The following is a 23,534-nucleotide window of genomic DNA, read 5'->3' as shown; positions in this document are numbered from 1 at the left end:
ACGGTCACAGGGATCCATGACCCGCTCTATCCCACGCCGTATCTCGCTCCTCGTCGCGCTTTCAATCGCTGCCTGCGGGTCCGACAACGACGCCGCCGGCGGCTCGGGTGGCAGCGGAGGACAAGGAAGCAGCAGCTCTTCGAGCAGCAGCAGCTCTTCGAGCAGCAGCAGCAGCTCTTCGAGCAGCGGCGGCAGCACCTCGGGCGCGGGCGGCACAGACGACCCGAACCCGAGCGGCGGCGGAGGCCAGGGCGGGACGGTCGATCCGGTCGGCACCGAAGGCGACGGCGATTTCGAGATCGGGCCTGACTACCGGGACGCCCCGGAGATCAAGAGGATCGACGGCGTTCCCCAGGGGCGGACGTTCACGTTTTCCCTGTCGTCCCGGGAGAGCGAGATCTTCACCGGCCACGATCCGACGTTGAACGACAACGCCAAGGGGGATTTCAACCGCCGCGTGGAGGTCGCGATCCCCGCGACGTACGTCGACGGCGCGGAGGCGCCGTTCATGGTCGTCCAGGATGCGCGCGACAGGAACGAGATCATCAACACGATCAACAACTTCGTCGCGGACCCGAACAACCGCTTCCCGAGCGTCATCGCCATCTTCGCCGCGAGCGGAGGAGGCGACTCGTATGGCAGCGAGCGGGGGCTCGAATACGATACCATGTCGGACGCCTATCAGAGGTTCGTCGATACGGAGCTCCTCGAGGCGGTCAAGAACGACCAGGCCGTCCACGCCGCGTACCCCAACCTGAAGTTCACGAGCAACCCGGATGGCCGCGCCACGTACGGATGCAGCTCGGGCGGGGCGGCGGCGCTGACCATGGGCTGGACCTAGGGAGTGTCCTTGCGCGGCGGGATGACGTCGAAGCGCCGGGTCCCCGGCTTCCCATCGGGCATCTCGGGGATGACAGGGAGCTCGTCGACCGGGATCGGCGCGGAGCCGTCGATCGAGGAGCCCCCGCCGCTCGGGTAGGGATCGCTCGGAGCGCCCAGCCAGCAGCACCGCTCGCTCGGGACAGCGCACCTTCCCTCCACCTCCAGAGCGCCCAGGGCAGGACAGTCGTCGTGACAGGTGAAGGGGCACGGGGTGGTGGCCGTGGCCGGGCCGGCGCCGCCGCTGCCGCCTTCCCCCGCCGACGTCGTGCCTCCGCTCGAGCTCGAAGGCGAGCCACTATCCGCCCAGCCGCCTCCAGCTCCACCGGTGAGGTGCGGCGCATCGGCCTCTGCCGCGATGCGTCGCTCGCCGCAGCCCAGGAGCGCCCCGCACAACGCACTGACGCACAGCGTCGTGAAGCGGACGGTCCGACCCTCGATCATGAATGTCGCTCCTGGGGAAATCAGGGCATCGGGATGACGAAGGTGGTGACGGAAAAGGCCGGGACCGTGACCACCAGGCGATAGCCTTCGATCGCCATGTCGGGGAGCCGCTCGAGGTCCTCCGTGCGCGAGGTGCGGTGCACCTCCGCGGCGGGACCGACCGCGGGGAGCCGGGTGAGATCGAGCGTGTAGCCGCGGCTCGCGCTGCGATCGCCGTTGCGGACCACGAGCGAGAGAGAGCCCCCGCCGGCGCTGACCGCGGCCACCATGTCCTCGCTGTCGACGTCGACGAAGCGCGCGCCGGGACGGATGTAGCGGCTGAAGCCGGCGTGCATGTAAAAGCGCTTGATGGGAGCGAAGGACTGGTCGCGGTCGTTCAGCGTGAAGCTCGCCCAGCTGCGCGACGGATCGCCCGACTGCCAGTCCACCCAGGCCTCCGGCTTCAGGTCGCGTAGATCGTCGATGATGCGCGCCGCCATGAACAGCGCCGCGTCCGTGTCGTCGCTGATGTTCTGCCCGAGCGGCCCCGACTCCGATTGCCACAGCCGCTTGCCGAGCCTTGTCGCCAGCTGCCGGAGCTCCCTGCGCTGGCTGCCGGCGTAGGAGTGGACGTTGAGCTGCTGGAACGCGGCGAGCGTCCCCGCGCCGAAGGCGCCGATGTTCCGGACGGCGTCATCCATGCTGTTCTCGTCCGACGCGCTGACCGCCGTCTCGCCGAGGCCCTTGCTGGTCAGCTGCCTGGCCACCTCCTGGATGATCTTCTCCTGGCTCGCCCGGTCGAAGTGGCATCCTTCCTGGGAGCCGTTCGATTTCCACCAGTCGGCGAAGGGCTCGTTCAGCGGCTCCAGCGTGCGAAAGGTGATCCCGTGCTCGTCCCTGTAGTGGCGGACGACCTCCGTGAGGTAGTGGGCGAAGTCGTCGTAATGGTCCGCTTTGAGGTTGTCTTTGCCGTTGCTGCTGCCCGAGGCGCAACCGCTGTTCGTCATCCAGTAGGGGGGAGAGTTGGAGAACGCCTCGAAGATCAGATCCGCTCCGCGCTCCGCGATGCGCAGGAGGATGGCGCGCTGCCTGGCGTCGTTCGCCCACGTGAAGGTCCCGTCGGCGCCCTGGAATCCAGGCATCTCGCGGTGCTCCTTCATGTGCTCGTGGGACGGGTTCTCCCCGCCGCCGATGTTGTAGCGGAAGACGTTGTAGCCGAGGCCATTCACCGGATCGACGACCGCTTCGACCACGGCGTTGCGCTTGGCTTCCTGCCATCCGCCCACGTGATCGGCCCACCAGCACAAGCTCGTGCCCCAGCCCTCGAAGGACTGGTGCACCACGCTCGTGTCGACCCGGACGAGCTCCGTGCCCGGAGCGGCGGTCACCGTGGGGCGAGGCTCGCTCGGTGAGCCCCCGCTCCCGCCCGACGAGCCGCCGCTGGACGAGCCGCCGCTGGTCGAAGCCGCGCTCGCCGCCCCTGCCCCGCCCGAGCCCGCTGGCGCCCCGCCCGAGCCCGCCGGCGCCCCGCCCGGGCCCGCCGCGCCTCCTGCTCCGGTCGAGGGCGCGCCGCCACTCCCACCGTTCGACCCGGCCTCGTCAGGGGGGGCCGCTGAATCACGACCGCAGCCCGATACGAGGACCAGGGTGATCGCAAGGAGGGACGAGGTTCTCGACGTCCTGGTCATCATGGGGCCGCCCCGAGCGCCGGCGCCTCCCGGTCGCTCCACGGTGAGAGGTCTCAACAGCGCTCTCTGGTTGCCGATGACCCGTCCGGCCGGACAAGCAACGTCTTCCCGAGAACCGCAACAGTAGAGCATGGCGGCGCGGAGCGTGGAAGATGGGACCCAGGCCGATCCCGACGTCCCGCCCTCATGTAGTTCTCTTGCGCTGGTTCACGCGACTCGGCGCGTCAAGGCTCCAGCGCGTCAGGGATCCAGGGTGACGGGGGGGCGCTTGCCTCGGCAGCTGTTCGCAGACCCACCGTACCGGGGCGGTTGTGCGACCTCGTCCGCAGCTTAACCGGATCGAGCCGAGGGCGGGTCTTGAAACAGCAGCTGGAAGGGCTCTACGGGTCGTTGTCGCCACCGAGCCCTGGTGCTAGCCATGATCACGAGATCGGCCGCAGGGAATTGACCCATCTCGCCAAGGAGGATCTGTGAGTTTAACTTTGTTAAAACATTTTACTATCGCCCTAGGAGTCGTTGCCATCGGCTGCGCGGGGCCGGACGAGTCCTCTGCGGAGAGCGGGGCGGGTGGCGGCTCGTCTGGGACGGGCGGCGTGACCGCGGGCAGCACCGGCCCTACCGGCAGCACCGGCCCCACCGGCACCACCGGCACCACCGGCAGCACGGCGGGCCCGGGCGGGTCGACAACGAGCGGGACGACCGGCAGCACCACCACGAGCGGGTCGGCCGCGGGCGGGGCCGGGGGCTTCGACGGGTCCGGGGGCGGGAGCACCACGACCACGAGCAGCTCGACCACCAGCAGCTCGACCACCAGCAGCTCGACCACCAGCAGCTCGACGACGAGCAGCACGACCGCGAGCAGCTCCGCGGCCACGACCGGGGCCGGCACACCTACCCGGTGCACGGAAGCCGACCTGGAGGTCTGCAGCGACAGGACAGGCACCCATTGCGGGCTCACCTTCGAATACTGGAAGGACCGAGGAAACGGGTGCCTGGTCAACACGGCGGATGGCTTCCGCGTGGACTGGAACAACATCAACAACCTGCTGGGCCGCAAAGGCGTGAGGCCGGGCGGGAAGAACAATGTCGTCACCTACGAGGCCGACTACCGGCCGAACGGCAACTCCTACCTGGGTGTCTACGGGTGGACGAGGAACCCGCTCATCGAGTATTACATCCTCGATAGCTGGGGCACCTGGCGTCCCCCGGGCGGAGAAGGATTCAGGGGCACCGTCACCACGGATGGGGGCACCTACGACATCTATCGGACCCAGCGGGTCAACCAACCTTCCATCGATGGCACGGCGACCTTCTATCAGTACTGGAGCGTCCGGCAGCAGAAGCGCACGAGCGGAACCATCACGGTCGCCAACCACTTCGACGCGTGGGAGAAGCAGGGGCTGACCCTGGGGTCCTTCTACGAGGTCTCGCTCGTCGTGGAAGGCTATCAAAGCAGCGGCAGCGCCGATGTGAAGGTCTCGATCGAGTGAGCGCCGAGCCCTGAGCATCGCTCCGGCCAGCAGCCGCTCCTGAACGGGCGACGGCGGGCACCCGAAGCATCCCCTCGAATTCTCGGGGGGAGAATTCACAGGGAGGCGGGGAGACGGGGAGTACACTCCCGACGATCTCACCGTCTCCCTGTTCGCTCCCTGTTCGGTTTCCCGCCGAGATGCCGGCCCATGAGGGGGTTTGTCGGGACGACGACACGCGCCCCGTCCAGGCGCTGGCCGCCCTGCGCGCGCCCGAGCGCCGGCGGCGCCCGCCGCGCCGGCCCGCTCGTGCGGCGCTCGAAGGTCGACCGCCCGTCGGGTACGCTGCGGGCCGGACATGAAACAGCACGCGCCGCGCTCCCCTGACGCCCCGGCCCCCGGGGCCCACGCGAACGCGCCCTCTCTGCCGTCGCCGCCTTCCAGCGCGACGACGCAGGTCCACAAGACGCGCGTCCCGGAGGCGTTCGGAGAGGCGCCCACGATCATGTACATGCCGGGCGACGAGCCCGATCGCTCGCCGGGCCACGCCCCGCCCCACGCGGCCGGACAGGCCCGGCCCCCGGCGACCGACGAGGCCACCCTGCGCATGCCGCCCAGAGGCGGCGCCCTGGCCGGGGACGAGGCCACCCTGCGCATGCCGCCCAGAGGCGGCGCCCTGGCCGGGGACGAGGTCACCCTGCGCATGCCGCCCAGGGCCAGCGGCGGGGAGCACGACGACCGCACGCTCAAGATGCCCGAGCGGCAAGCGCGCGGCGCGGCAGCGGACGAGGACAACGCGCCGACCGTCAAGGCCGAGCCCAAGGCGTCCTACGTCGACCTGAACGCCGAGGACGAGGAGAAGCCCGGGGATCTCCGCTCGTCCGCCCGCGCCTTCCTCAAGCGCCACCACAAGAAGCTCTGGTGGCTGCACACCGCGTATGCGCTCAGCCTCGGCGCCTTCGTCGTGACCTTCGCGCAGAAGGGGTTCCAGCACGCGCGCTTCCTCGCGGTCACGGTCAGCGTCGCCTGGCTGCTCGTGCTCCTCTTCTTCCGGCTCTTCGGCACCGGCGCCCGCCAGGACTTCGCGACGGCGTGGCGCGGCGCCCGGCTGCGCTTCCTCGTGATGACCTATGTCCTGAAGAACCTCTATCAGGGCATGCTCTTCTTCCTCCTCCCGTTCTACTGGAAGAGCGCCAGCCTGGACGCGCCGAACCGGTGGTTCGTCCTCCTCCTCGCCGCCTGCGCGGTGCTCTCGACGCTCGATCTCGTCTTCGACCGCGTGCTCATGCGCTGGAAGACCCTCGCGTCGGTGTTCTACGGGGTGACGCTGTTCGCGTGCCTGAACCTCGTCATCCCCGCGCTCCTCCCCGACACCCGCACGCTGTACACGCTGCTCTCCGCCGCCCTCGTGTCCGTGGTCGGCTTCTGCACGCTGCACCTGCCGTTCGGGGCCCTCTGGAGCCGGATGGGCGCCGTGTTCCTCGTCGTCGCGATGGCCGCCGGGGTCGGGCTCGCCTACGGGACGCGCGAGCTCATCCCGCCCGTGCCGATGCACCTGTCCTCCGCGGCCGTGGGCCCCTCGGTGCTCCCGGACGGGCGTCTCGCCATGTCCGTTAAATCACTGCATTTTTCCGTGATTCGCGAGCTCCGCGCGGTGACCGACGTGGTGGTGCCGGGCGGCGACGGCGATCGGCTGCTCCACGTCTGGCGGCGCGAGGGGCGCGAGGTCCTCCGCGCGCCGGAGGAGACGCTGCGCGTGCCCGGGCCGGAGGGCGCGGTGCGCCTCCAGTCGCAGCTCGTGGGCGGGAGGCTGCCGCGCCGCCTGGCGGGGCGCTGGACGGTGGATGTCGAGACCGAGGACGGCCAGCTCGTCGGCCGCGCCTCGTTCGAGGTGACGGAATGAGCTGGCCGCTCCGGGGCGGAGGCGAGGCGAGCGCCGCGGAGCGCGCGCGCTGGGTCGACGCCGGCAACGTCGCGAACGGGTTCCTCGTGTTCGGCAACGTCGTCACGGGCTTCATCGCGATCGGCAACGTCGCGCGCGGCTTCATCGCGATCGGCAACGTCGCCGTCGGCGTCGTCGCGATCGGCAACGTCGCCGTCGGCGTGGTCGGCGGGTTCGGCGCGACGATCGCCGTGGGCGCCTTCGCCGGCGCGGGCGTGCTCGCCCTGCCGGTGCTCGACGGGGTGGCGGGCGTGACAAGCCTGCTCGCGCTGAATCCATTCCTGTCGGCGCTGCCGATCGCCCTCTGGCTCCTCGCCGCGCGCGTGCTCCCGGGGGAGCGCGCGCCCCGGCTGGGCCCCGATCCCGAGCTCGCGTCGCTCTCCTCGGTGCTCCGCGGCGAGCGCTCCGAGGGCTGGGTCCGCGGTCGGGTCGAGCGCGCGGGGGACGGCGCGCTCCGCCTCACGCAGCGCGGCCGGGCCGCCGAGCTGCCCGCGACCCCGGAGGCGCTGCGCGCGGGCGCGGCGCTGCTCCCGGAGGGGCGCGGCGCGCGGCTGCTCGCCCTCGTTCGGGCCGAGGAGCACGTCCGCGGCGGCGAGGGCGGCTACCGCGCGGCGCAGGAGCGCGAGCGGGTCGTCACCGTCGCCGATCTGCTGGCGCCGCCGGCGTGGGTGCCGCCGTGGATCAACGGCGCCGAGGTGCAGTGGTGGCTCGCGCGCGCGTGGAACGTCGGGGCGGTCGTGGCGGTCCTCCTGAGGGCGGCGCAGCTCATCGCGGGCGCGATGGGATGAGCGCCCGCCGCTCATCTACTCCCGTTACTCCGTCCCTCCATCGCTCCGCTCCTCCGCCGCCTTCCGCTCGCTCTCGGGCGCCAGGGCGGCGTCACCTCCCTCGATCTCCGGAGGCAGCGGCAGCCGGACGCGGAACGTCGTGCCCTGGCCTGGCTCGCTCTCGACGAGGATCTCTCCGCCGTGCGCCCACACGATCAACCTGCAGACGTAGAGCCCGACGCCGAGCCCGCTGTGCGCCTCCGGGGTCCACCGGAACGGCTCGAAGAGCCTGTCCCGCTGCTCCGGCGTGATGCCGACGCCGCGATCGCGCACGGAGATCACCGCGAAGCCGGCCTGCCGGACGACCGACAGCGTGATGGGCTGTCCAGCGCCGTGCCGCGACGCGTTCGACAGCAGGTTCGTGATGACCTGCTCGACGCGCGCGTCGTCCCAGTAGCCAAACAGGGATCGATCGAGCTGGAGCTCCAGGGAACACCCGTCGGCCTCGAGCTGCTCCGTCACCTGCCGGGCGGTCCTGCGCACGATCTCGTTGAGCTCCGTCCTCTCCAGGTTCAGCGCCGGCGGGCCGGTCGCGAAGCTCGCGACGACGAACATGTTGTTGATGACCTGCGTGATCCGGGCGAGCTCCCGCGAGGACACCTTCAAGAAGCGGCTGATGTCCTTCGAGCCCAGCGTCACCATGAGGGGCTGCGATCGCGATCGCAGCATGTGCTCGTACAGGAGCCGCAGGCTCGTCAGCGGCGTGCGCAGCTCGTGCGAGGCGAACCGCAGGAACTCCTCGCGGACGCGGATGGCGTCCTTCAGCTCCGTCTCCGCGCACTCCAGGCGACGGACACGATCCTCGAGCTCCCTGCGCAGCTCCTGCTCGCGCTGCACGCCTGTGGCCAGGTCCTTCGCGCGCCGCTGCAGCAGGATCGTCAGGACGAGCGTGGCGAGCAGCATCACGCCGCAGGCGGTGAGGACCACACGGCGCGTCACGACGTACACGCCGTACGCGCTTGATCTGTCGATCTCGGTCGCCAGGCCGAGGTCGAGCTCCTGATCCCACAGCCACGAGCCGACGACCTCGACGCCGCGATAATCGCGGTATCCCTCGACGTCGACCCCGGCGATCCCCGCGACGGCGCTGGTCGCCATGCGCGTGAGCGGCTGCTCCATGCGAGGCAAGGGGCGCGCGGAGCCGTCCGGCACCTCGCCCCCGGGATCGCGGATCTCCACGTTGAGGCTCGTGCGGTCGCCGGCCGCCAGGAGGCCCATGTCGCGGAGGTTCTGGGCGAACCTGAGCTCCGTGACGACGCGACCGTGCCTGTCGAACGCGTAGGTCTCCCCTGCCGCGCCGACCTGGCCGCGATGGGCGATCTGCGTCAGCTCCCTCCCGGGATCGACGCGGAAGGCGAGCGCCGCGATGATCTCCCCTTGCCCGGCGACGGAGCGCACCGGCGCCGCCACGACGAGGACGGGGGTGACCCTGCCGAGGACGGGAGACCGCATGGTGAAAGGAGTGCCCATGACGGTCGAGCCGCGCAGGGCCGCGGCGATGGTGTCCGGGTCGTGGGCGCTCAGCGTCTTGGTGGCGAGGAGCTCATCGCGATCCGAGGCGATATGGGTGCCGTCCAGCGCGATGACGTCGAAGCCGAGGCACTGTTCCCGCTCGACGACGCCCTCCAGCTCCAGCCGCAGATCCTGGAGGTAGGGGCTATCGCGGAGCGAGCCGTCGCTGCGGCGCACCTCGACCTGGGCGGCGACCGCGCGCCGTATCCTCGGCTCGTTCGCCCAGAACCCCGCGGCGCCCTTCGCCTGCCGCGCCCAGGTCAAGAGCCCTTCGCGGGTCGTCGAGAGCACGGCCTGCAGGGTCGCCGCGATGTTCCTGCGATGGACGTCCTGGATCTCGTGGAGGCTCAGGAGCAAGACGACGCCGATCGGCAGCAGCGCCGCCAGGGGCATCCAGTCGAGCCATTCCTTCCGTCGCCGTTCGTTTCCCATGCATGACGCAGGCGAGACGCGGGGGAACGGCTCCTCACAAACCACGCCACCCCCCCGTGTGAGCGCGCTTCACGCTCGCCCGCTCGGCCTGGGCTTGCCTCGATCGCCCGGCGCCGAGGAGAGCCGGCGCCTCGCCTCGGTCAATGCGCGGGCGGGCCCGGGGGCGCGGGGCTCCCCTCCACGATCGAAGGGCTCCCGCTGTACACCACCGCGTCGAGCAGCCGCTCCTCCCGCACCATCGCGAGCGCCGGCGCGTCCCGGCGCACCGAGATGCTGCCGCCGGGATCCGCGAACCCGCACGCCTCCGCCCCCCGCTGCGAGCCGATCTCCCAGAGCGCCTCGGCGGGCGTCGCCCCGCCCTCGCCCCGCAGCGTCACGCGGCGGCCCGTCCGCAGCCGCTCGACGAGCTCGACGCCGCGCATGTCCTCGAACGGATCGGTGATCACGTGGCTGTCGATCCCGACGCACAGCCGCGCGCCCGCCGCGCGCAGCGCGCCCACGTCGGGCAATCCGTCGCCGAGGTCGCGCTCGGTCGTCGGGCACAGGCACGCGAACGCCCTCGCCGCGCCGAGCAGCGCCGGCTCGTGCGGCGCGAGGTGCGTCGCGTGCACCGCCACGAAGCGCTCGCCGAGGACCCCGCGCTCGGCCAGGAGCTCCACCGGCCGCCGGCCCGTCTCGGCGAGGCACGCCTCGATCTCGGCCGGCTGCTCGGCCACGTGCATGTGCACCATGAGCCCGCGCTCCGCGGCGTACCGCGCGATCTCGCCGAGCCACGCCGGGGGCACGGCGCGCACGCTGTGGGGCGCCACGCCGACGCGCACGTCCTCGCAGCCCGCGTAGCGCGCCCGGAGCGCATCGACGTCCGCGAGCGCCGCGTCGAGCGAGGCGTCCGAGAACCGCCGCTGCGCCCCCTCGGGCGCCCTGCCCGCGCCCGCGCGCGCGTAGACGACCCGGAGGAGCGCGATCCGGAGGCCCTCCTCGCGCGCGGCCTCGATCACCGCGTCCGCGAGGACCGTGCGATCCGCGTAGGGCGCGCCGCCCGGCTGGTGGTGCACGTAGTGAAACTCGCCCACGGTGCGCACGCCCGCGGCGCGGAGCTCGCGATAGGCCACCGTCGAGATCGCATGAATGGACTCCGGCGTGAGCGACTCGGCGAGCGCGTACATGGCGCTGCGCCACGACCAGAAGTCGTCCGCCCCCGACGGCCCCGGCCGCTGCGCCTCACCGCGCATCCCGCGCTGGAAAGCATGGGAGTGGGCGCTCGCGAGCGCCGGCAGCTCGATGGCTCGCTCGGTCAGCCTCATGGCGCACGTCTATCACGTCTATCACGTCCATCGCGCCGGGATGGCCGGGGAAAAGCGCGGCTGGCCGCGCTGCGGCGCTGCGCCGCGCGCCGGAGCGGCCCTCCGCGCTGGAGCAGGGAGCGCGCGGCCCGCGGCGCGCCGCGTCCGGCGCTGTCTGCTCACTCCGCGGGTGGCGTCGTGAAGAGAGGGAAGCAGCCGGCGCCGAGCTTGCCGCAAGCCCCGTCGAGCAGGGTGTCGCCCCTGTCGGTTTGCTCGTAGAAAGCCATGGTGAGCGCGCTGCACTCGGGGAACACATCGCGCGCGTACGCGCGCATCTCGGCGGCGCAGGCGTCGATCTCCGCGATCGTGGCCGTGCACTGCGTCGGCTGGCCGCAGGGCTTTGCGTCGACCTCCATGAGGGCCTGCTCCAGAAGCTGCTCTGCCTGGCTCGGGTCGGCCATGCACCCCTCGACCAGCTCGGAGCATTTCGCCTGCAGCTCGGCGTCGCTGGTCCCGGCGTCGTCCCCGTACTCCGCGCCGAGCACGCCCTGCATGAGGCAGATGTACTCGACGGTCACCTGCTCGGCGCTGCAGCGGCGATACCCCCTGCACGCCTGCTCGACCTCCGCGGGCGAGAGCTCGCTGACGAGCGCCGACGTGTCGAGTCCGGAGCAGGACGCGGTCCCGGAGCCCCCGCCCCCCGCCGGACCCGCCGCGTCACCGGGCTTCTCCCCGTCGTCGTCGCCCCCGCAGCCCAGCCCCGACAGGCCGCAGGCCAAGCACACCCCCACCACACCAGCCCAGAACGTCGTTCGCATTCCTCTGCGCTCCCGATGAAAGGTCAAGAACCGAGCCCTGCCGCGGCGGCAGAACCACGTTTCCTTACGCCGGGCGGCTCCGGTTCCCCCCTGATGAGGCCGTCACGATGCTGCTCGCGGCGCGCCGCGAAGCGGGATCGTGATCGTCTGGATTTTCCTCGGACCTTCGCGGCCCGAGCGCGCTTCACGGCTTCGGCTCGACCTCGAGCTCGGGCAATCCCGCGAGCTTCACCTCGACCTCCGCGGCGGGCGGCGCTTCACGGGCCTCCTCGCGGCGGGGCGCCATGACCGTCAGGGCGCGCGGGAGGCACTCCACCACGAGCGGGGTCGTCCCGGCCTCCTCGCCGTCGATGAGCACGTTCTGGGGCGGATCGGTCGTGATGCAGACCCGCCGGGCGGCGAGAAAACCTATGTTGTCGCGCTCGGCCGGCTCGCCGTCGATCGCGGTCCTCAGGAGATGCAGCCCTGTCGCGACCGCCTCCACCAGCGTCGTGGCCGACACGATGGTCAGGTCGAGCCGCCCGTCGTCCGGGGACAGGACGGGCGGCCCCTGCGCCAGCACCGTGCGCGGAGGCGCCATGTTCGCGACGGTCACCGCAACCGCACGGCAGTGGACCCGCTGGTCCTCGGTCTCGATCTCGACAACGAACGGCTCGAGGCTCATCAGCTTCTTCAGCCCGGTGCGGATGTACGCGAGCACACCCCAGCGCTGCTTCTCGTCCTGCGGGGTCTCGCCGACCGTGTCGGCGTGCAGCCCGACCGCCGACAGCAGGATCATGGTCTTCCCGTTGGCGCGGGCGGCGTCGATGCGCGTCGGCTCGCCGTGGACGAGCACGTCGATCGCCCCCTCCAGGTCGGCCGGGATGCCCAGGGAGTGCGCGATCGAGTTCGCCGTTCCCAGCGGCAGGACCCCCAGGCACGCATCGGTCCCGAGGAGCGCCGACGCCACGCTGGAGATCGTCCCGTCGCCGCCCGCCGCGATCACCAGGGAGGCACCTTCGCGGCGCGCCGCGTCGGCGCAGGCGGCGGCAGAGCGCTCCGCGCTCGTCTCGTAGACGCTCAGCGCAAACTCGCGCTGGAGCCGGGCAGGCAGCGACTCGACCGAATCGCCCGCGTGGCCGGCAGCAGGGTTGACGATCAGCGCCGCTCTCCGCTCGGTCATGGCGGCATCGTAGAACGCCGAACCGGTTGAAACCCCAAGAAAAATCGGCGGGGTGAGCGCGAGCGGACCCGCGCGGGCGGCCATCGCCGCGCCCGTACGGCTGTGCCTGCGTGCGCCACGCGCGCGACAGCGGCGCCCCGCCGCGCAGCCCGGAGACGCCGCTGGCCGCACGATGGCACGGCAGTTGTACCGCGATGTTGTTCATGAGACTTCATCGAATCGGTCGACCGGCTTGTCTTGCACTCGCGCTCCTCGGCGCGGGGACGCTCGCCGCCTGCGGAGAGGACTCGGCGGCGGGCGCGGGTGGCAGCGGCGCCACGAGCAGCGGGGGCGCCACCGGCGGCGAAGGCGGCGCGGGCGGCGAAGGCGGCGCGGGCGGCGAAGGCGGGAGCGCCGGAGGCGGCGCGTCATGGCCCGTCGACACCTACCCGATCGACATCACGCCATCGGAGGACTGGAAGAACCAGATCAGCTTCCCCTTCGAGCCCTTCGCCGCCTGGCCCCCGACCTTCGAGACGCCGGGCTGGGTGAAGTTCACCGTGCTGATGCACGATCCCACCAAGGTCTATTACCAGGACAGCAACAAGTTCCCGTTCCACGGCGAGTTCGCCACGGCGCGGCTCGACCCGTTCTTCGAGATGTCGCGGGACGAGTTCGACGAGGTCTCGCTGCACGAGGAGGGGCAGAAGGCCATCCTCGGCGCCGTGATCTTCCCGCCGACCCCGGAGAGCGTGCCGGAGTACGGCATCCAGCTCGTCCGCCAGGACGCCTACGATCCCGAGGTGGCGCGCGTCGTCCTGGAGCTCGTGAAGAACAGCGTCGTCGCGCCCGAGGGGGCGCAACCCTTCTATTTCCCGACGTACGAGCAGGCGGCGTCGGCCGCGGAGAACAGCGCGTTCTTCGAGGCGAGCGGGTTCCCGGTGAGCTCGGTCGAGCGGTGGCTGGACGGCGACGCGTGTTATGCGACGGGCTGGGCCGTGGGCCGGCTCCGCTATGTCCCGCCGGACGCGATCGACGCCGCCTACGCGAGCGGCGAGCTCCGGGCCGAGGACATCCTGCTCACCGACTCCATCCCCGCGGAGGTGCCTTATGTGGCGGGCATCGTCTCGCTGTCGCCCGCGACGCCGAACGCGCACACCGCCCTCCTCGCGACCTCGTTCGGCATCCCGTTCGTCTACCTCGGCGATCCGGCCGCCGCGGACGCGGCGAAGGCGCTCGACGGCGAGGAGGTCGCGCTGCGGGCCTCGCTGCAATACGGGTCCATCTGCCGCGCCGTGCTCTTCGAGGCCGGAGGGATCGCGCCGGCGGACAGGGAGCAGCTGCTCGCGCTGAAGCGGCCCGGCGAGCTCGGGATCCAGCCCAAGGAGCCCCTCGGCGCCTACGCCGGGTCCACCGAGGATCTCGGTCCCGCGGACATCGTGCATTTCGGGGGCAAGGCCGCGAACTATGGCCTGCTGCGGGACGCCATCCCGGAGAGCTCCGATGTCGCGGTCGCGCTGTCGTTCGATCTCTGGGACGATTTCCTCGATCAGGTCATGCCCGGCGGCCGCACGCTGCGCGCCGAGATCGCGGAGCGCCTCGCGGGCCATGCCTACCCGCCCGACATGCTGGCGCTCAAGGCCGATCTCGCGGCGATCCGCGCGCGGATCACCGGGGAGACCGCCTTCTCGGCGGGGCAGCGGCAGGCGATCGAGGCGGCGCTCGAGGGCTTCACGCCCACGAAGAAGATCCGGTTCCGGAGCTCGACCAACGTGGAGGACAGCGCCGTCTTCACGGGCGCGGGCCTCTACGACAGCTACAGCGGCTGCCTGGCCGACGATCGGGACGCCGACCAGGAGGGGCCGAGCCTGTGCGACCCGGACGAGGCCGGCGAGCGCGGCGTGTTCCGCGCGATCCGCAAGGTGTACGCGAGCTTCTACAACGACAACGCCTTCCTCGCCCGGCTCCTCCATGGCGTCGACGAGGCCGAGGTCGGGATGGGCGTCCTCGTCCATCACTCCTATCCTGACGAGGACGAGATGGCGAACGGCGTCGCGACGCTCGAGCGGCGCGAGCTGGTCAACGACCAGATCCAGATCGTGACGCAGCTCGGGGCGACGTCCGTCACCAACCCGGAAGGCGGAGCGCAGCCGGAGGTCGTGACCGCGAGCCTCTTCGACCAGGAGACCTCCGTTTACCTCCTGTCCAGCTCGACGCTCGTCCCGCTCGGCGGCCACGTGATGCAATGGGAGGACGATTACCTCGCGCTCGCCGCGCTGCTCGGCCGCGTCGAGGCGCGGTTCAGCGAGCTGAACCCCGGCAGGAAGTCGTTCCTGCTCGATTACGAGTTCAAGAAGATGAAGCCCGGAGATCTCGTCGTGAAGCAGGTGCGCGAGGTCGCGCTCCCGGACACGACGCCGAGCCTCACGCCGTTCCTGCTCGACGAGCCGCGGGAGGTCTGCACCTTCCAGGGCGAGTTCGGCGACGTGTTCGCGAACCACCGGCTCAAGGTGCGCGCGAGGCTCTCGGCGAAGAGCGGGTTCCTCACGCCGGCGGCGCTCGCCAGCAGCTTCTTCGAGGACGCGCGGCTCGACTACCTCTCCGGTGGATCGGTGGCGACGCTCTCGGGCAGCCCCGCGGCGTGGCCGGCCGCGTCCCACGCGTACGCCGAGGAGACGGCCACGGACTCCTTCGTGGACGGCGCCGGGGCCTCGGAGATCACCTATGCGCTCGCCACCTCCCCGGTGCCCGAGCTGTTGCCGCCGTCGCTGGGCCCGCTTGTCGCGCTGCGCGACGTCGGGATGATGCTGAGCGCCGCCTACGCCACGCCCGTGCGGGCGCTCGACTGGGACGGGACGCCGCTCGAGGTGTCCTCGGAGGTGGTGCAGCTCGACGCTTGTCCCGCGGACGGCCCCCCGGTGGCGGGCGCGCTGCTCCAGGAGCGCTCGCTCTCGTGGACGTCCGGCGTCGCGGTGGAGACCTCGTTTTACTGGCCGCCGGCCCCCACGGGCCCGACGGCGGGGTACACGGCGCCGCTCCACAAGTGGGTGGAGACGCGCATCGAGGGGCTGACGAGCGCTCCGATCGTGCTCAGGGGCTATCACGCGCAGACGTACCGCCCGCAGCACCACAACTTCTCGGAGGACTTCATCTTCGAGCCCCGCCTCGAGCCCGGCCTGGATCCCGCGATCCTCGCCGAGCTGGAGGAGAAGGGCATCCGGCTGATCCACGTCCGGACGTCGGACGGCGGCGGGGAAGGCCCGAAGCTGTGGACGCTCGATCCAGCGGGCGTGTTCCACCAGGTCGACTGAGCGTCCCCGGAGGGCCTGCGGAGCCCCGGCGAGCCCCGCCGCCGCCTGAGGCTCCGCCGGGCTCGTCACTCCTCCTCGAAGCGCACAACCGGGCTCGACCGCCGCTCCAGGCGACCACGCGACGTGGACCGTGGCCGGCGCGCGCGCGGAGTTGACGCGCGGAGGCCGCGGGTGGACCAGAGGCGCCAGCTGTTCCTGCTGACGAGGAGAAGATCATGAGCCTTTACGACAGCTCGTTCCCCCAGATGACTCGCATGCTCGGCCAGGTGCTGGTCTGGCTCGACAAGGCGGAGGCCTACGCACAGCAGAAGAAGTTCGACCCGGAGGTGCTCCTCACGGCGCGCCTCGCGCCCGATCAGTGGAACCTCAGGCGTCAGCTCCAGAACGTCATCGCCTGGCCCCTGAGGCTGAGCGCGCTGCTCACCGGCGGGGAGCCGCCGCAGCTCGAGACGGGCGACGAGACGATCGCGGAGCTGCGCGCGCGCGTCGGCAAGGCGATCGAGCAGGTGAAGGCGGTGAAGCCGGAGCAGCTGAAGGGCGCGGAAGACCGCACGATTCCGCTCTTCTTCCTGCCGGGCAAGGGCATGAGGGCCCCGGAGTTCGTGTTCGGGTTCGTGCTCCCCAACTTCTACTTCCACGCGACCACCGCGTACTCGATCCTGCGGCACAACGGGCTCGACGTCGGCAAGTCCGACTTCATCGGGTCGCTCGACCTCCGCGACCTGTGACCGAGGCGGCCCTCCCCCGCGGGAGGCGGCGGGGGGCCGTCAGTCGTCCTCGCGCTCGTCCCCGAAGAGCACCCCGACCTGAAGCTCGATCGCATCGAACGGCTCGGCCCTGATGCGCTCGCCCCGCTCCGCGCGGAGCGCCACGAGGTACCCCTCCGGGGTCCACCGGTGCACGGTCAGCGTCTCCTCCCGGGGATCGACGATCCAGTAATGGGGGAGCTGACAGCGCTGGTAGACGCGCATCTTCTTGACCGTGTCGTTGCGCGGGTTGCTCGGGGCGAGCACCTCACAGACCCAGTCGGGCCGGAGCCGGACAGGGCACCCGCTGAGCCGCTCCGGCGCGCGCTCGCGGCGCCAGCCGACCACGTCAGGCCGGTACACCTGGTCCGGCATGAACTCGACCTCGATCTCGGTGGCGAACCACCATCCTCCGGGCCAGCGGCCCCCGGGGCGCCGCTGGAAGGGGATCTTCACGTGCGCGACGATGGCGGACTGCGCGTCGCCGTGCTCGAACGAAGGGACGGCCTTCTGCACGAGCTCGCTGTCGAGGATCTCGTGAAAGCGCTGCTCCTCGGGGATGGCCAGGAGATCCGCCACGGTGGCTGGGTGTGGCTTCTGTGCAGCGGGCACGCGTCGAGCATAGCGCCTCCGAGCGAGGTGTCGCGGCGCTTCGCTCGGCCTGACCAGCTCGCTCCGCCTGCCTCCGGGACGTGGGACCGCGACGCGCTCTCTCGCCCGATCAGCGCCGAACCTCGGTCCAGCGCGGCGCCCGCTCAGGGAACACGATCCACCTCGCCTGGCGCAAAGGCGCGGCGCAGAGCGCGCGCTTCCGGGCCGTGCAGGCGGCGCTGCTGGAGGAGGGCCGAGCGCCGCGCGGGGCTCAGCCGCCCGCGTCGCGGAGCGTGCTGGGCCCGGAGCGCGCGCCGTCCGTCCGCCGCCCGTCCAGAGTCCGCACGCTTCACCGGGCGCAGGCGCGCCGTCGAGCGATTCAGTGAAACGACGGGCAGCGCGGCGGCTACACTCCACGCCGAGAGCCCATGCTGAACTCGATCACGCTCGAGAACTTCAAGAGCTTCCGGAAGGCGGCGATCCCGCTGGGCCCCTTCACGCTGCTCGTCGGGACGAACGCCTCCGGCAAGAGCAACCTCCGCGATGCGTTCCGCTTTCTCCATGGCGTCGGCCGCGGCTACTCGCTGGCGGAGATCCTTGGCGAGAAGTACGGGGAGGGCGGCGAGCTTCAGTGGAAGGGGATTCGGGGCGGCACGAAGGAGGTTGTCTTCGGAGGAGGACCGGAGTTCTCGATCAGTGCAGAGCTCAAGGACATTGAGAACCAGTACCATCACAAATATCGAGTCTCCGTCGCCACCGGGCTCTCGAATGCTGCTCCCAGGGTCACACGCGAGGCCCTCTACGGGAGCACAGACATGGACTTCGACTCACACCCCGCTGAGGACGCCCCTGCGCAGAAAGACAAAGAGCACTTGCTCGTACGCCTCGCGCGAGGTGGTGAGGAATCCACCTTGTCAAGCTCGCCTGCGATAAGCTCGCCTGCGATCGCGCAGGTCAGGGATCCTCGTTACGTCCGGAGACAAGCAAAGCGGACGCTGCACACGCTGCGCTCGATGCGTTTCCTGGACCTCTCACCGGACGCTGCGCGGCTACCCTCGTTGCCGGGCAGACAGGTGCTCGGGGATCGCGGCGAAAACCTCTCGTCCGTGCTGCAAGCGATCTCCCTGGATCCGAAGCGAAGAGACACGCTCCTCGAGTGGATCCGCGCCCTCACGCCGCTCGACGTGATGGATCTCGAATTTCCCCAGGATTTCGCCGGACGCGTCCTCGTGCACCTCGTGGAGCAGGGCGGGCGCAGGATCTCGGCCTACAGCGCCTCGGACGGCACGCTGCGCTTCCTCGCGATCCTCGCCGCTCTTCTCGACACCGACTCCGCTCACTTCTATTTCTTCGAGGAGATCGAGAACGGCATCCACCCGACGCGCCTTCACCTCCTCGTGCAGCTCATCGAGCAGCAGTGTCGCACCAGGGACATCCAGGTGATCGCGACGACCCATTCGCCACAGCTCCTCGGATTCCTGAGCCCCGAGTCCAGGGAGAGCGCCCTCCTCATCTACCGGCTCCGCGGCGCCGACGAGTCCAGCGTACGCAAGGTGGTCGACCTTCCCGACCTGAACCGGATCCTCGAGACGCAGGACCTCGCTCGCCTTCACGCCTCCGGCTGGCTCGAGGACATGGTCGAGCTCATGGCAGACGACGCGGGCGAGGCCGCCCAGTGAGCTACCGCGTGCTCGTCATCCCCGAGGACTTTCGCAAGGATCAATACGTCCTCGAGCCCATCGTCGCGAAGATGTTCGAGGCCATCGGACGCAAGGCCAAGGTGCTCGTGTGCCGCGATCCGCTCCTCGGCGGCGTCGACCAGGCGCTCCGGTGGGAGCGCGTCCAGGAGATCATCCTGCGCTATCAGGCCATGATCGAGTGCTTCCTGCTCATCGTCGATCGCGACGGCAAACCGGGGCGGCGCGAGGCCCTCGATAGGCTGGAGTCGCTGGCCAGCGCCGCTCTTCCACCGGGAAAACGCTTTCTGGCCGAGAACGCCTGGCAAGAGATCGAGGTGTGGCTCCTCGCCGGACACGATCTGCCCTCCGAGTGGGCGTGGAAGGCAGTACGCGCCCACGAAAACCCGAAGGAACATTACTATCAACCCCTCGCCAAAAAGCGCGGCGTCCTCCAGGAGCCGGCGGATGGGCGCGGGATCCTGGCCCGCGAGGCAGCCTCGCGGTACAGCCGCATTCGCTCCCTGTGCCCGGAGGTCGCGGACCTCGAGCGGCGCCTCGGCGCGTAGCACCCCGCGCCGCCCGCGCCCCGTACAGGCTCACCCGCCCCAGTCGACCTTGGGCCTCCCCGGCGGCGTGACGTTCGGCATCTCGTGGAAGAGCCCCCGCGCGAGGTCGGGCAGCGGCGCGCACGCCTGCTCTCCCAGGTTGGTCAGCTCCAGCGGGTCGTCGAGCACGTTGAAGCAGTGGTACTCGCCGTCCCACTCGCGCGCCTCGATCTTCATCGGCCCCTGCATCATCCCCCAGTTGCGGAACGCGCAACCCCACACCCACGTGCAGTTCGTGAGCGGCATCGGCGCGACCGTGCGCTCCGGCCGCGTCAACGGGTGTCCGATCATCCGCCGGCGGAACGGTTCGAGGCCCGGCTCGTCCCAGAGGCCCATCAGATCGAGGAACGTCGGCGCCAGGTCGAGGTGCCACACGAACGTGTCCTGCGCGCCCTCGATGCTCGCCCGCTCCTCCGGCGCGAGCGTCCCCTCCGGCGCGTCGACCCACGTCGGGACGAGGATCTCCTCGTCCCAGAGCGAGCTCGTGTGGCCGAGCTGCCAGTGCTCCCGGAACGACTCGCCATGATCCGACGTGTACACGATGACCGTGCGCTCGCCGCTCGGCGTCCCGCGGATGTGCTCGATGAGCCGGCCAACCGCCATGTCCGACAGGTAAACGACGTTCTTGTAGTAGTTCTTGAAGTGCTCGTTCTTCTCGGGCGCCTTCGTCAGCTCGCTCGGTTGAAACGGCGAGTGGAGCGGATCGCTCACGTAAGGGAAATGGACGTTCGAGTAATGGACGACCGCGAAGAACGGCTCGACGAGCTCGTCCCACTCCTCGATCACCCGATCCGTGAGCTGCCGATCATAGGCGCCGTAATCGAGGTCGGCGCCCGGATCGAGCTGGGTCGCGACAGCCCGGTGCGAGACCGGGATGTCCTGCACGTAGAGCCGAGCGTTGCCGAACATGAGGTTCTGGCTCGTCCAGTACGCGGTGTCCCACCCGGCCGCGTGGGCGTAGTCCCAGAGCAGCGGCGCGGCGCCGAGCACCGCGAGGCTCTCCGTCGGAGGGACGCCGGACCAGATGTTCGAGATGGAGATGGCCGTCGTCGAGTCGTGGGCCCGCATCTGCAGGAGCGGCATGCGGCGGGGCGCGGCGGCGTTGGAGAACGGCGTCGCCTTGTCGCAGGCCGGGTCGTACGCGACGCACGTCACGTCCGCCCGCTGGCTCTCCTGCAGGAGGAGCACCACGTTCCGCGGCCGCGCGGGCCGCGCCGAGAGCCGCGGCACGCGCTCCGGGTTGCGGCGCTGCACCCGCAGATCCGGCGAGTCGTTCGTGACGCCGAGGTGCTCCTTCACCAGGGCGGTGATGCCGTGGAAGTAGATCATGTCGGCCGACGACGACTGGATCACCCGGTAGCTCACCGGGATCATCGCCACGCCGGCCAGCGCGAGCGGCACGACCGCGGCGGCGAGGCGCCGCCGGAGCCGCCGGGGGCGCACGAGCCGGCGGGAGAGCCGGAGCGCCCCAAGGGCGAACCCGAGCGCGACAGCGAAGTGGACGATCACGCGCGGGTGCCCGAGCGGGAGCGTGCCCACGATCGACCAGGGGATCGACTGGGAGTGGATCTGGGAGTCGACCGAACAGTAGATGTTGTAGAGGGCGTGGAAGCCCCCCTGCACGCCGCACGCGAGCGTGAAGAGCGCGACGAACAGCGCGCCCGCGGCGCCGCGCGCCGCGCCGCGGCGGCCCGAGGCGACGTAGAGCAAGAGGCCCCAGAACCCCAGCGACGCCGCCACGGTCGCGGCATACCCCGCGGCGTGCGGCCGATCGAACGTTGTCATGTGGCGGGCCCGGCGCAGCACGTCGAGGACGAGGATCCAGAGCGCCGGCGAGGCCAGGAGGGCCGCGCTGATCAGGCGGGCGCGGCGGAGCGCGGCCTTCCGCGCGGCGCGCGGGCGGACGCGGTCACGGGCGGCGCGATCGCCCGCGCGGGCGGGCAGGCTGACGGCGGGGGACGCGGGCGGCTCGGCGAGCGCGCCGCCCTGTCGGTCGATGTCCTGGGTCATCCGGATCAGTCGTGGCGAGGCCCGACCGCGAGGTCGCGGAGGTGGGCAGGGACGTCGACGCTGCCGGCGGGACCGCCGTAGAGGGCGTCCGCGAGCCGGGGCAGGTCGCCGCAGGCGGCGGGCCCGAGGTCGCGCTGCTCGCGGGGGTCGGCGAGCACGTCGTAGCAGTGCCAGGCGGTGTCCCAGGCGCGGGATTCGAGCTTCATGTTGCCGCGCATCATCCCCCAGTTCTTGAACGCGCAGCCCCAGATCCCGGTGCAGTTCGTGAGCGCCAGCGCCGCCGGCCCCGGCGACGGCCGGAGCAGGCTGTGCCCGACCATCGCCGCCCGGTACCCCGCGAGCGCAGGCTCGTCCCAGAGGCCCATCAGGTCGAGCAGGGTCGGCGCGACGTCGGTGTGGAAGACCAGCTCGTCCCGGGCCGCGCGCAGCGCGCCCTCCTCCGCGGCCGTCAGCGTGCCCGGCGGCGCGTCGATCCATCCGGGCACCCGGATCTCCTCGTCGAGGATCGAGCCCGTGTGGCCGAGCTGGCCGTGCTCTCGGAACGCCTCGCCGTGGTCCGACGTGAAGACGATGACCGTGCGATCGCCGACCGGAGAGCTGCGGACGAAGCGGATGAGCTCCGCGATGGCCGCGTCCTGACGGTAGACCGCGTTCCTGTAGAAGTTGCGGTACGCCTCGTTGTCGTCCGGCGCCTTGCTCTCGAGGGCGGGCTGGAACGGCGCGTCCTCCGGGTCGACGAGGTAGGGGACGTGGGTGTTCCCGAAGTGCGCGACCGCGAGGAACGGCTCGCGCAGCGAGAGCACCTCGGACCGGACGTGCGCCGACAGCAGCCGGTCGTCGGCGCCGAGATCGATGTCGGCGAGCGGATCGAGCTCGGTCGCGCCGCACTGGTGCGAGACCGGCAGGTCCTGCACGTAGAGGCGCGAGTTGGCGAACATCATGTGGTGGCTCGTCCAGTAGGCGCTGTCGAAGCCGGCGGCGTGCGCGTAGTCGAAGACGAGCGGCGCCGTGTGGAGCGCCTCGCGGGTCGCGACCGGCTGGAGGCCGGACCAGAGCACCGCCAGCCCGATCGCCGTCGTCGAGGCGTTCGAGCGCATCTGCGTGAGCGGCAGCCGGTCGGGCACCGCCGCGTCGATGCGCGGCGTGCCGGGGCACGCGGCGGGCGCCTCGCCGGCGGCCACGGGCGTGCGCGCCGAGCACGTCGCGTCGGCGCGCACGCTCTCGGTCAGGATGAAGAGGACGTTGCGCTGCGGGCCCGGCCGCGGGGTGACCGGCGGCAGCGAGGGCGGCGTGCGGAGCCCGGGGCGCACCTGCGCCGTGGTCTGGACGCCGGCGAGCTCCTTGAGCAGGCCGCCGATCGCGTGGAAGTAGATGACGTCGGGCGTGGAGGCCTGCACCGTGCGGTAGGAGCACGGCAGGACGAACGCGGCCACCACGACCGCGGGCGCGGCGAGGCGGGCGGCGCGGGCCCACGCCGTGCGACCTGGCCGCACGATCCGCCGGCCCAGCCACACGAGCGCGATCGCGAGCAGGAGCGGCGGGAGGACCGAGCGGAAGAAGTTCTCGCCGTCGGCCCGGAGCTGGCCGAAGAGGCTGGCCGAGAGCGAGGTCCCGAAGAGCGTCGCGTCGAGGTTGAGGTACGTCGCGTACTGGCGGTGGAAGTAGAGCTGGCCGCCGAGCGACAGCGTCGCGAGCGCCACGAAGAGCAGCGCCGCGAGCCACCGCGCCGCGCCCCGCCGCGACGAGGCCGCGAAGAGCAGGAGCCCCCAGAGCGCGGCGCTCTCGACCATCGCGCCGAGGTAGCTCGCGATGTGCTTCCCGCCCAGATCGAGCAGGCGATCGCCGCGGAGGAGGACGTCCGCCATCACGATGAGGAGGAGCGGGAGGGCGAGGAACAGGCGGCCGTAGCGGCGGCGGGCGCGGGCGACGGCGCGCAGCCGCGCGCGCGCCGCGGCGCGATCTGCGCCCAGATCGCGGGCGAAGCCGCGGGACGAGCGACTTGCGGCGTCGGCCTCGGCCGGCGGAGGATCGTTGAGCGCCTTGGAGCGGAGCACGGAGGCGCCCGAGTTTACCGAGGACGTGGCGTATCGGGAACGTTTCTGAGGCGGCTCGGCGGCATCGAGGTGACGGCGCCGGCCGGGGTTGCCCGCCCGGGAGGCGAGAAAACCCTTCGACCGC

The 23,534-nt window shown here is 71.2% G+C and carries 17 protein-coding genes; 8 read left to right on the top strand and 9 right to left on the bottom strand.

Translation table 11 applies throughout. The features are described 5' to 3' along the window. Window positions 1-16 precede the first annotated feature (16 nt). The gene (locus WMF44_RS05290; RefSeq protein WP_437298026.1) at window positions 17-841 is read left to right on the top strand and encodes a hypothetical protein; all 825 of its coding nucleotides are present in this window, start codon (window positions 17-19) and stop codon (window positions 839-841) included. Here the strand turns inward: WMF44_RS05290 and WMF44_RS05285 are convergent. Next, window positions 838-1,323: a hypothetical protein gene (locus WMF44_RS05285; RefSeq protein WP_437298025.1), complete on the bottom strand. Its 486-nt coding sequence runs from the start codon at window positions 1,321-1,323 to the stop codon at window positions 838-840. The two genes, WMF44_RS05290 and WMF44_RS05285, sit on opposite strands and share 4 nt — an antisense overlap. A gap of 20 nt (window positions 1,324-1,343) precedes the next feature. Then, window positions 1,344-2,690 carry a glycoside hydrolase family 30 protein gene (locus WMF44_RS05280; protein ID WP_437298024.1) on the bottom strand — a complete coding sequence of 449 codons (1,347 nt, stop codon included), beginning with the start codon at window positions 2,688-2,690 and terminating at the stop codon, window positions 1,344-1,346. 893 nt (window positions 2,691-3,583) lie between these two features. On the opposite strand from WMF44_RS05280, the gene WMF44_RS05275 reads away from it, so the two are divergent. The 3 genes from WMF44_RS05275 to WMF44_RS05265 all read left to right on the top strand — a co-directional run bounded on the left by WMF44_RS05275 (window position 3,584) and on the right by WMF44_RS05265 (window position 7,189). Further along, on the top strand, window positions 3,584-4,480 hold the full coding sequence (locus WMF44_RS05275; RefSeq protein ID WP_437298023.1) for a glycoside hydrolase family 11 protein: 897 nt from the start codon (window positions 3,584-3,586) through the stop codon (window positions 4,478-4,480). A gap of 337 nt (window positions 4,481-4,817) precedes the next feature. After that, complete coding sequence (locus WMF44_RS05270; protein WP_437298022.1) at window positions 4,818-6,362, top strand: DUF5924 family protein; 1,545 nt, start codon at window positions 4,818-4,820, stop codon at window positions 6,360-6,362. Then, on the top strand, window positions 6,359-7,189 hold the full coding sequence (locus WMF44_RS05265) for a hypothetical protein (protein WP_437298021.1): 831 nt from the start codon (window positions 6,359-6,361) through the stop codon (window positions 7,187-7,189). Before WMF44_RS05270 ends, WMF44_RS05265 begins: the two co-directional genes overlap by 4 nt. 24 nt (window positions 7,190-7,213) lie before the next feature. On the opposite strand, the gene WMF44_RS05260 is transcribed toward WMF44_RS05265, so the two are convergent. The 4 genes from WMF44_RS05260 to WMF44_RS05245 all read right to left on the bottom strand — a co-directional run bounded on the left by WMF44_RS05260 (window position 7,214) and on the right by WMF44_RS05245 (window position 12,519). After that, window positions 7,214-9,172 carry a sensor histidine kinase gene (locus WMF44_RS05260; protein ID WP_437298020.1) on the bottom strand — a complete coding sequence of 653 codons (1,959 nt, stop codon included), beginning with the start codon at window positions 9,170-9,172 and terminating at the stop codon, window positions 7,214-7,216. 140 nt (window positions 9,173-9,312) lie between these two features. Continuing rightward, complete coding sequence (locus tag WMF44_RS05255) at window positions 9,313-10,476, bottom strand: formimidoylglutamate deiminase (protein WP_437298019.1); 1,164 nt, start codon at window positions 10,474-10,476, stop codon at window positions 9,313-9,315. A 158-nt stretch (window positions 10,477-10,634) separates the two neighbouring features. After that, on the bottom strand, window positions 10,635-11,273 hold the full coding sequence (locus WMF44_RS05250; protein ID WP_437298018.1) for a hypothetical protein: 639 nt from the start codon (window positions 11,271-11,273) through the stop codon (window positions 10,635-10,637). A 184-nt stretch (window positions 11,274-11,457) separates the two neighbouring features. After that, a complete protein-coding gene (locus WMF44_RS05245) occupies window positions 11,458-12,519 on the bottom strand; it encodes a YegS/Rv2252/BmrU family lipid kinase (protein ID WP_437298017.1) in 1,062 nt (353 codons plus the stop codon). 119 nt (window positions 12,520-12,638) lie between these two features. On the opposite strand from WMF44_RS05245, the gene WMF44_RS05240 reads away from it, so the two are divergent. Then, a complete protein-coding gene (locus WMF44_RS05240; RefSeq protein WP_437298016.1) occupies window positions 12,639-15,725 on the top strand; it encodes a PEP/pyruvate-binding domain-containing protein in 3,087 nt (1,028 codons plus the stop codon). 215 nt (window positions 15,726-15,940) lie between these two features. Then, window positions 15,941-16,453: a DUF1993 domain-containing protein gene (locus WMF44_RS05235; RefSeq protein ID WP_437298015.1), complete on the top strand. Its 513-nt coding sequence runs from the start codon at window positions 15,941-15,943 to the stop codon at window positions 16,451-16,453. A 39-nt stretch (window positions 16,454-16,492) separates the two neighbouring features. On the opposite strand, the gene WMF44_RS05230 is transcribed toward WMF44_RS05235, so the two are convergent. After that, window positions 16,493-17,050 carry a Uma2 family endonuclease gene (locus WMF44_RS05230; RefSeq protein WP_437298014.1) on the bottom strand — a complete coding sequence of 186 codons (558 nt, stop codon included), beginning with the start codon at window positions 17,048-17,050 and terminating at the stop codon, window positions 16,493-16,495. 440 nt (window positions 17,051-17,490) lie between these two features. On the opposite strand from WMF44_RS05230, the gene WMF44_RS05225 reads away from it, so the two are divergent. Both WMF44_RS05225 and WMF44_RS05220 read left to right on the top strand, forming a co-directional pair. Next, window positions 17,491-18,741: an AAA family ATPase gene (locus WMF44_RS05225; RefSeq protein ID WP_437298013.1), complete on the top strand. Its 1,251-nt coding sequence runs from the start codon at window positions 17,491-17,493 to the stop codon at window positions 18,739-18,741. Next, window positions 18,738-19,307, top strand: coding sequence for a hypothetical protein (locus tag WMF44_RS05220; protein WP_437298012.1), 570 nt, complete (start codon window positions 18,738-18,740; stop codon window positions 19,305-19,307). The genes WMF44_RS05225 and WMF44_RS05220 overlap by 4 nt, the downstream gene beginning before the upstream one ends. 30 nt (window positions 19,308-19,337) lie before the next feature. On the opposite strand, the gene WMF44_RS05215 is transcribed toward WMF44_RS05220, so the two are convergent. Both WMF44_RS05215 and WMF44_RS05210 read right to left on the bottom strand, forming a co-directional pair. Then, entirely contained in the window at window positions 19,338-21,356 is a 2,019-nt protein-coding gene (locus tag WMF44_RS05215) for a sulfatase-like hydrolase/transferase (protein WP_437298011.1), read from the bottom strand. 5 nt (window positions 21,357-21,361) lie between these two features. Further along, a complete protein-coding gene (locus WMF44_RS05210; RefSeq protein ID WP_437298010.1) occupies window positions 21,362-23,410 on the bottom strand; it encodes a sulfatase-like hydrolase/transferase in 2,049 nt (682 codons plus the stop codon). Window positions 23,411-23,534 lie beyond the last annotated feature (124 nt).

The organism is Sorangium sp. So ce426, assembly GCF_051475585.1.
In the GTDB taxonomy this organism is placed as follows: domain Bacteria; phylum Myxococcota_A; class Polyangia; order Polyangiales; family Polyangiaceae; genus Sorangium; species Sorangium cellulosum_B.
Note: the sequence above shows the minus strand (reverse complement) of the source record. Positions and strands in the feature narration are given on the sequence as shown.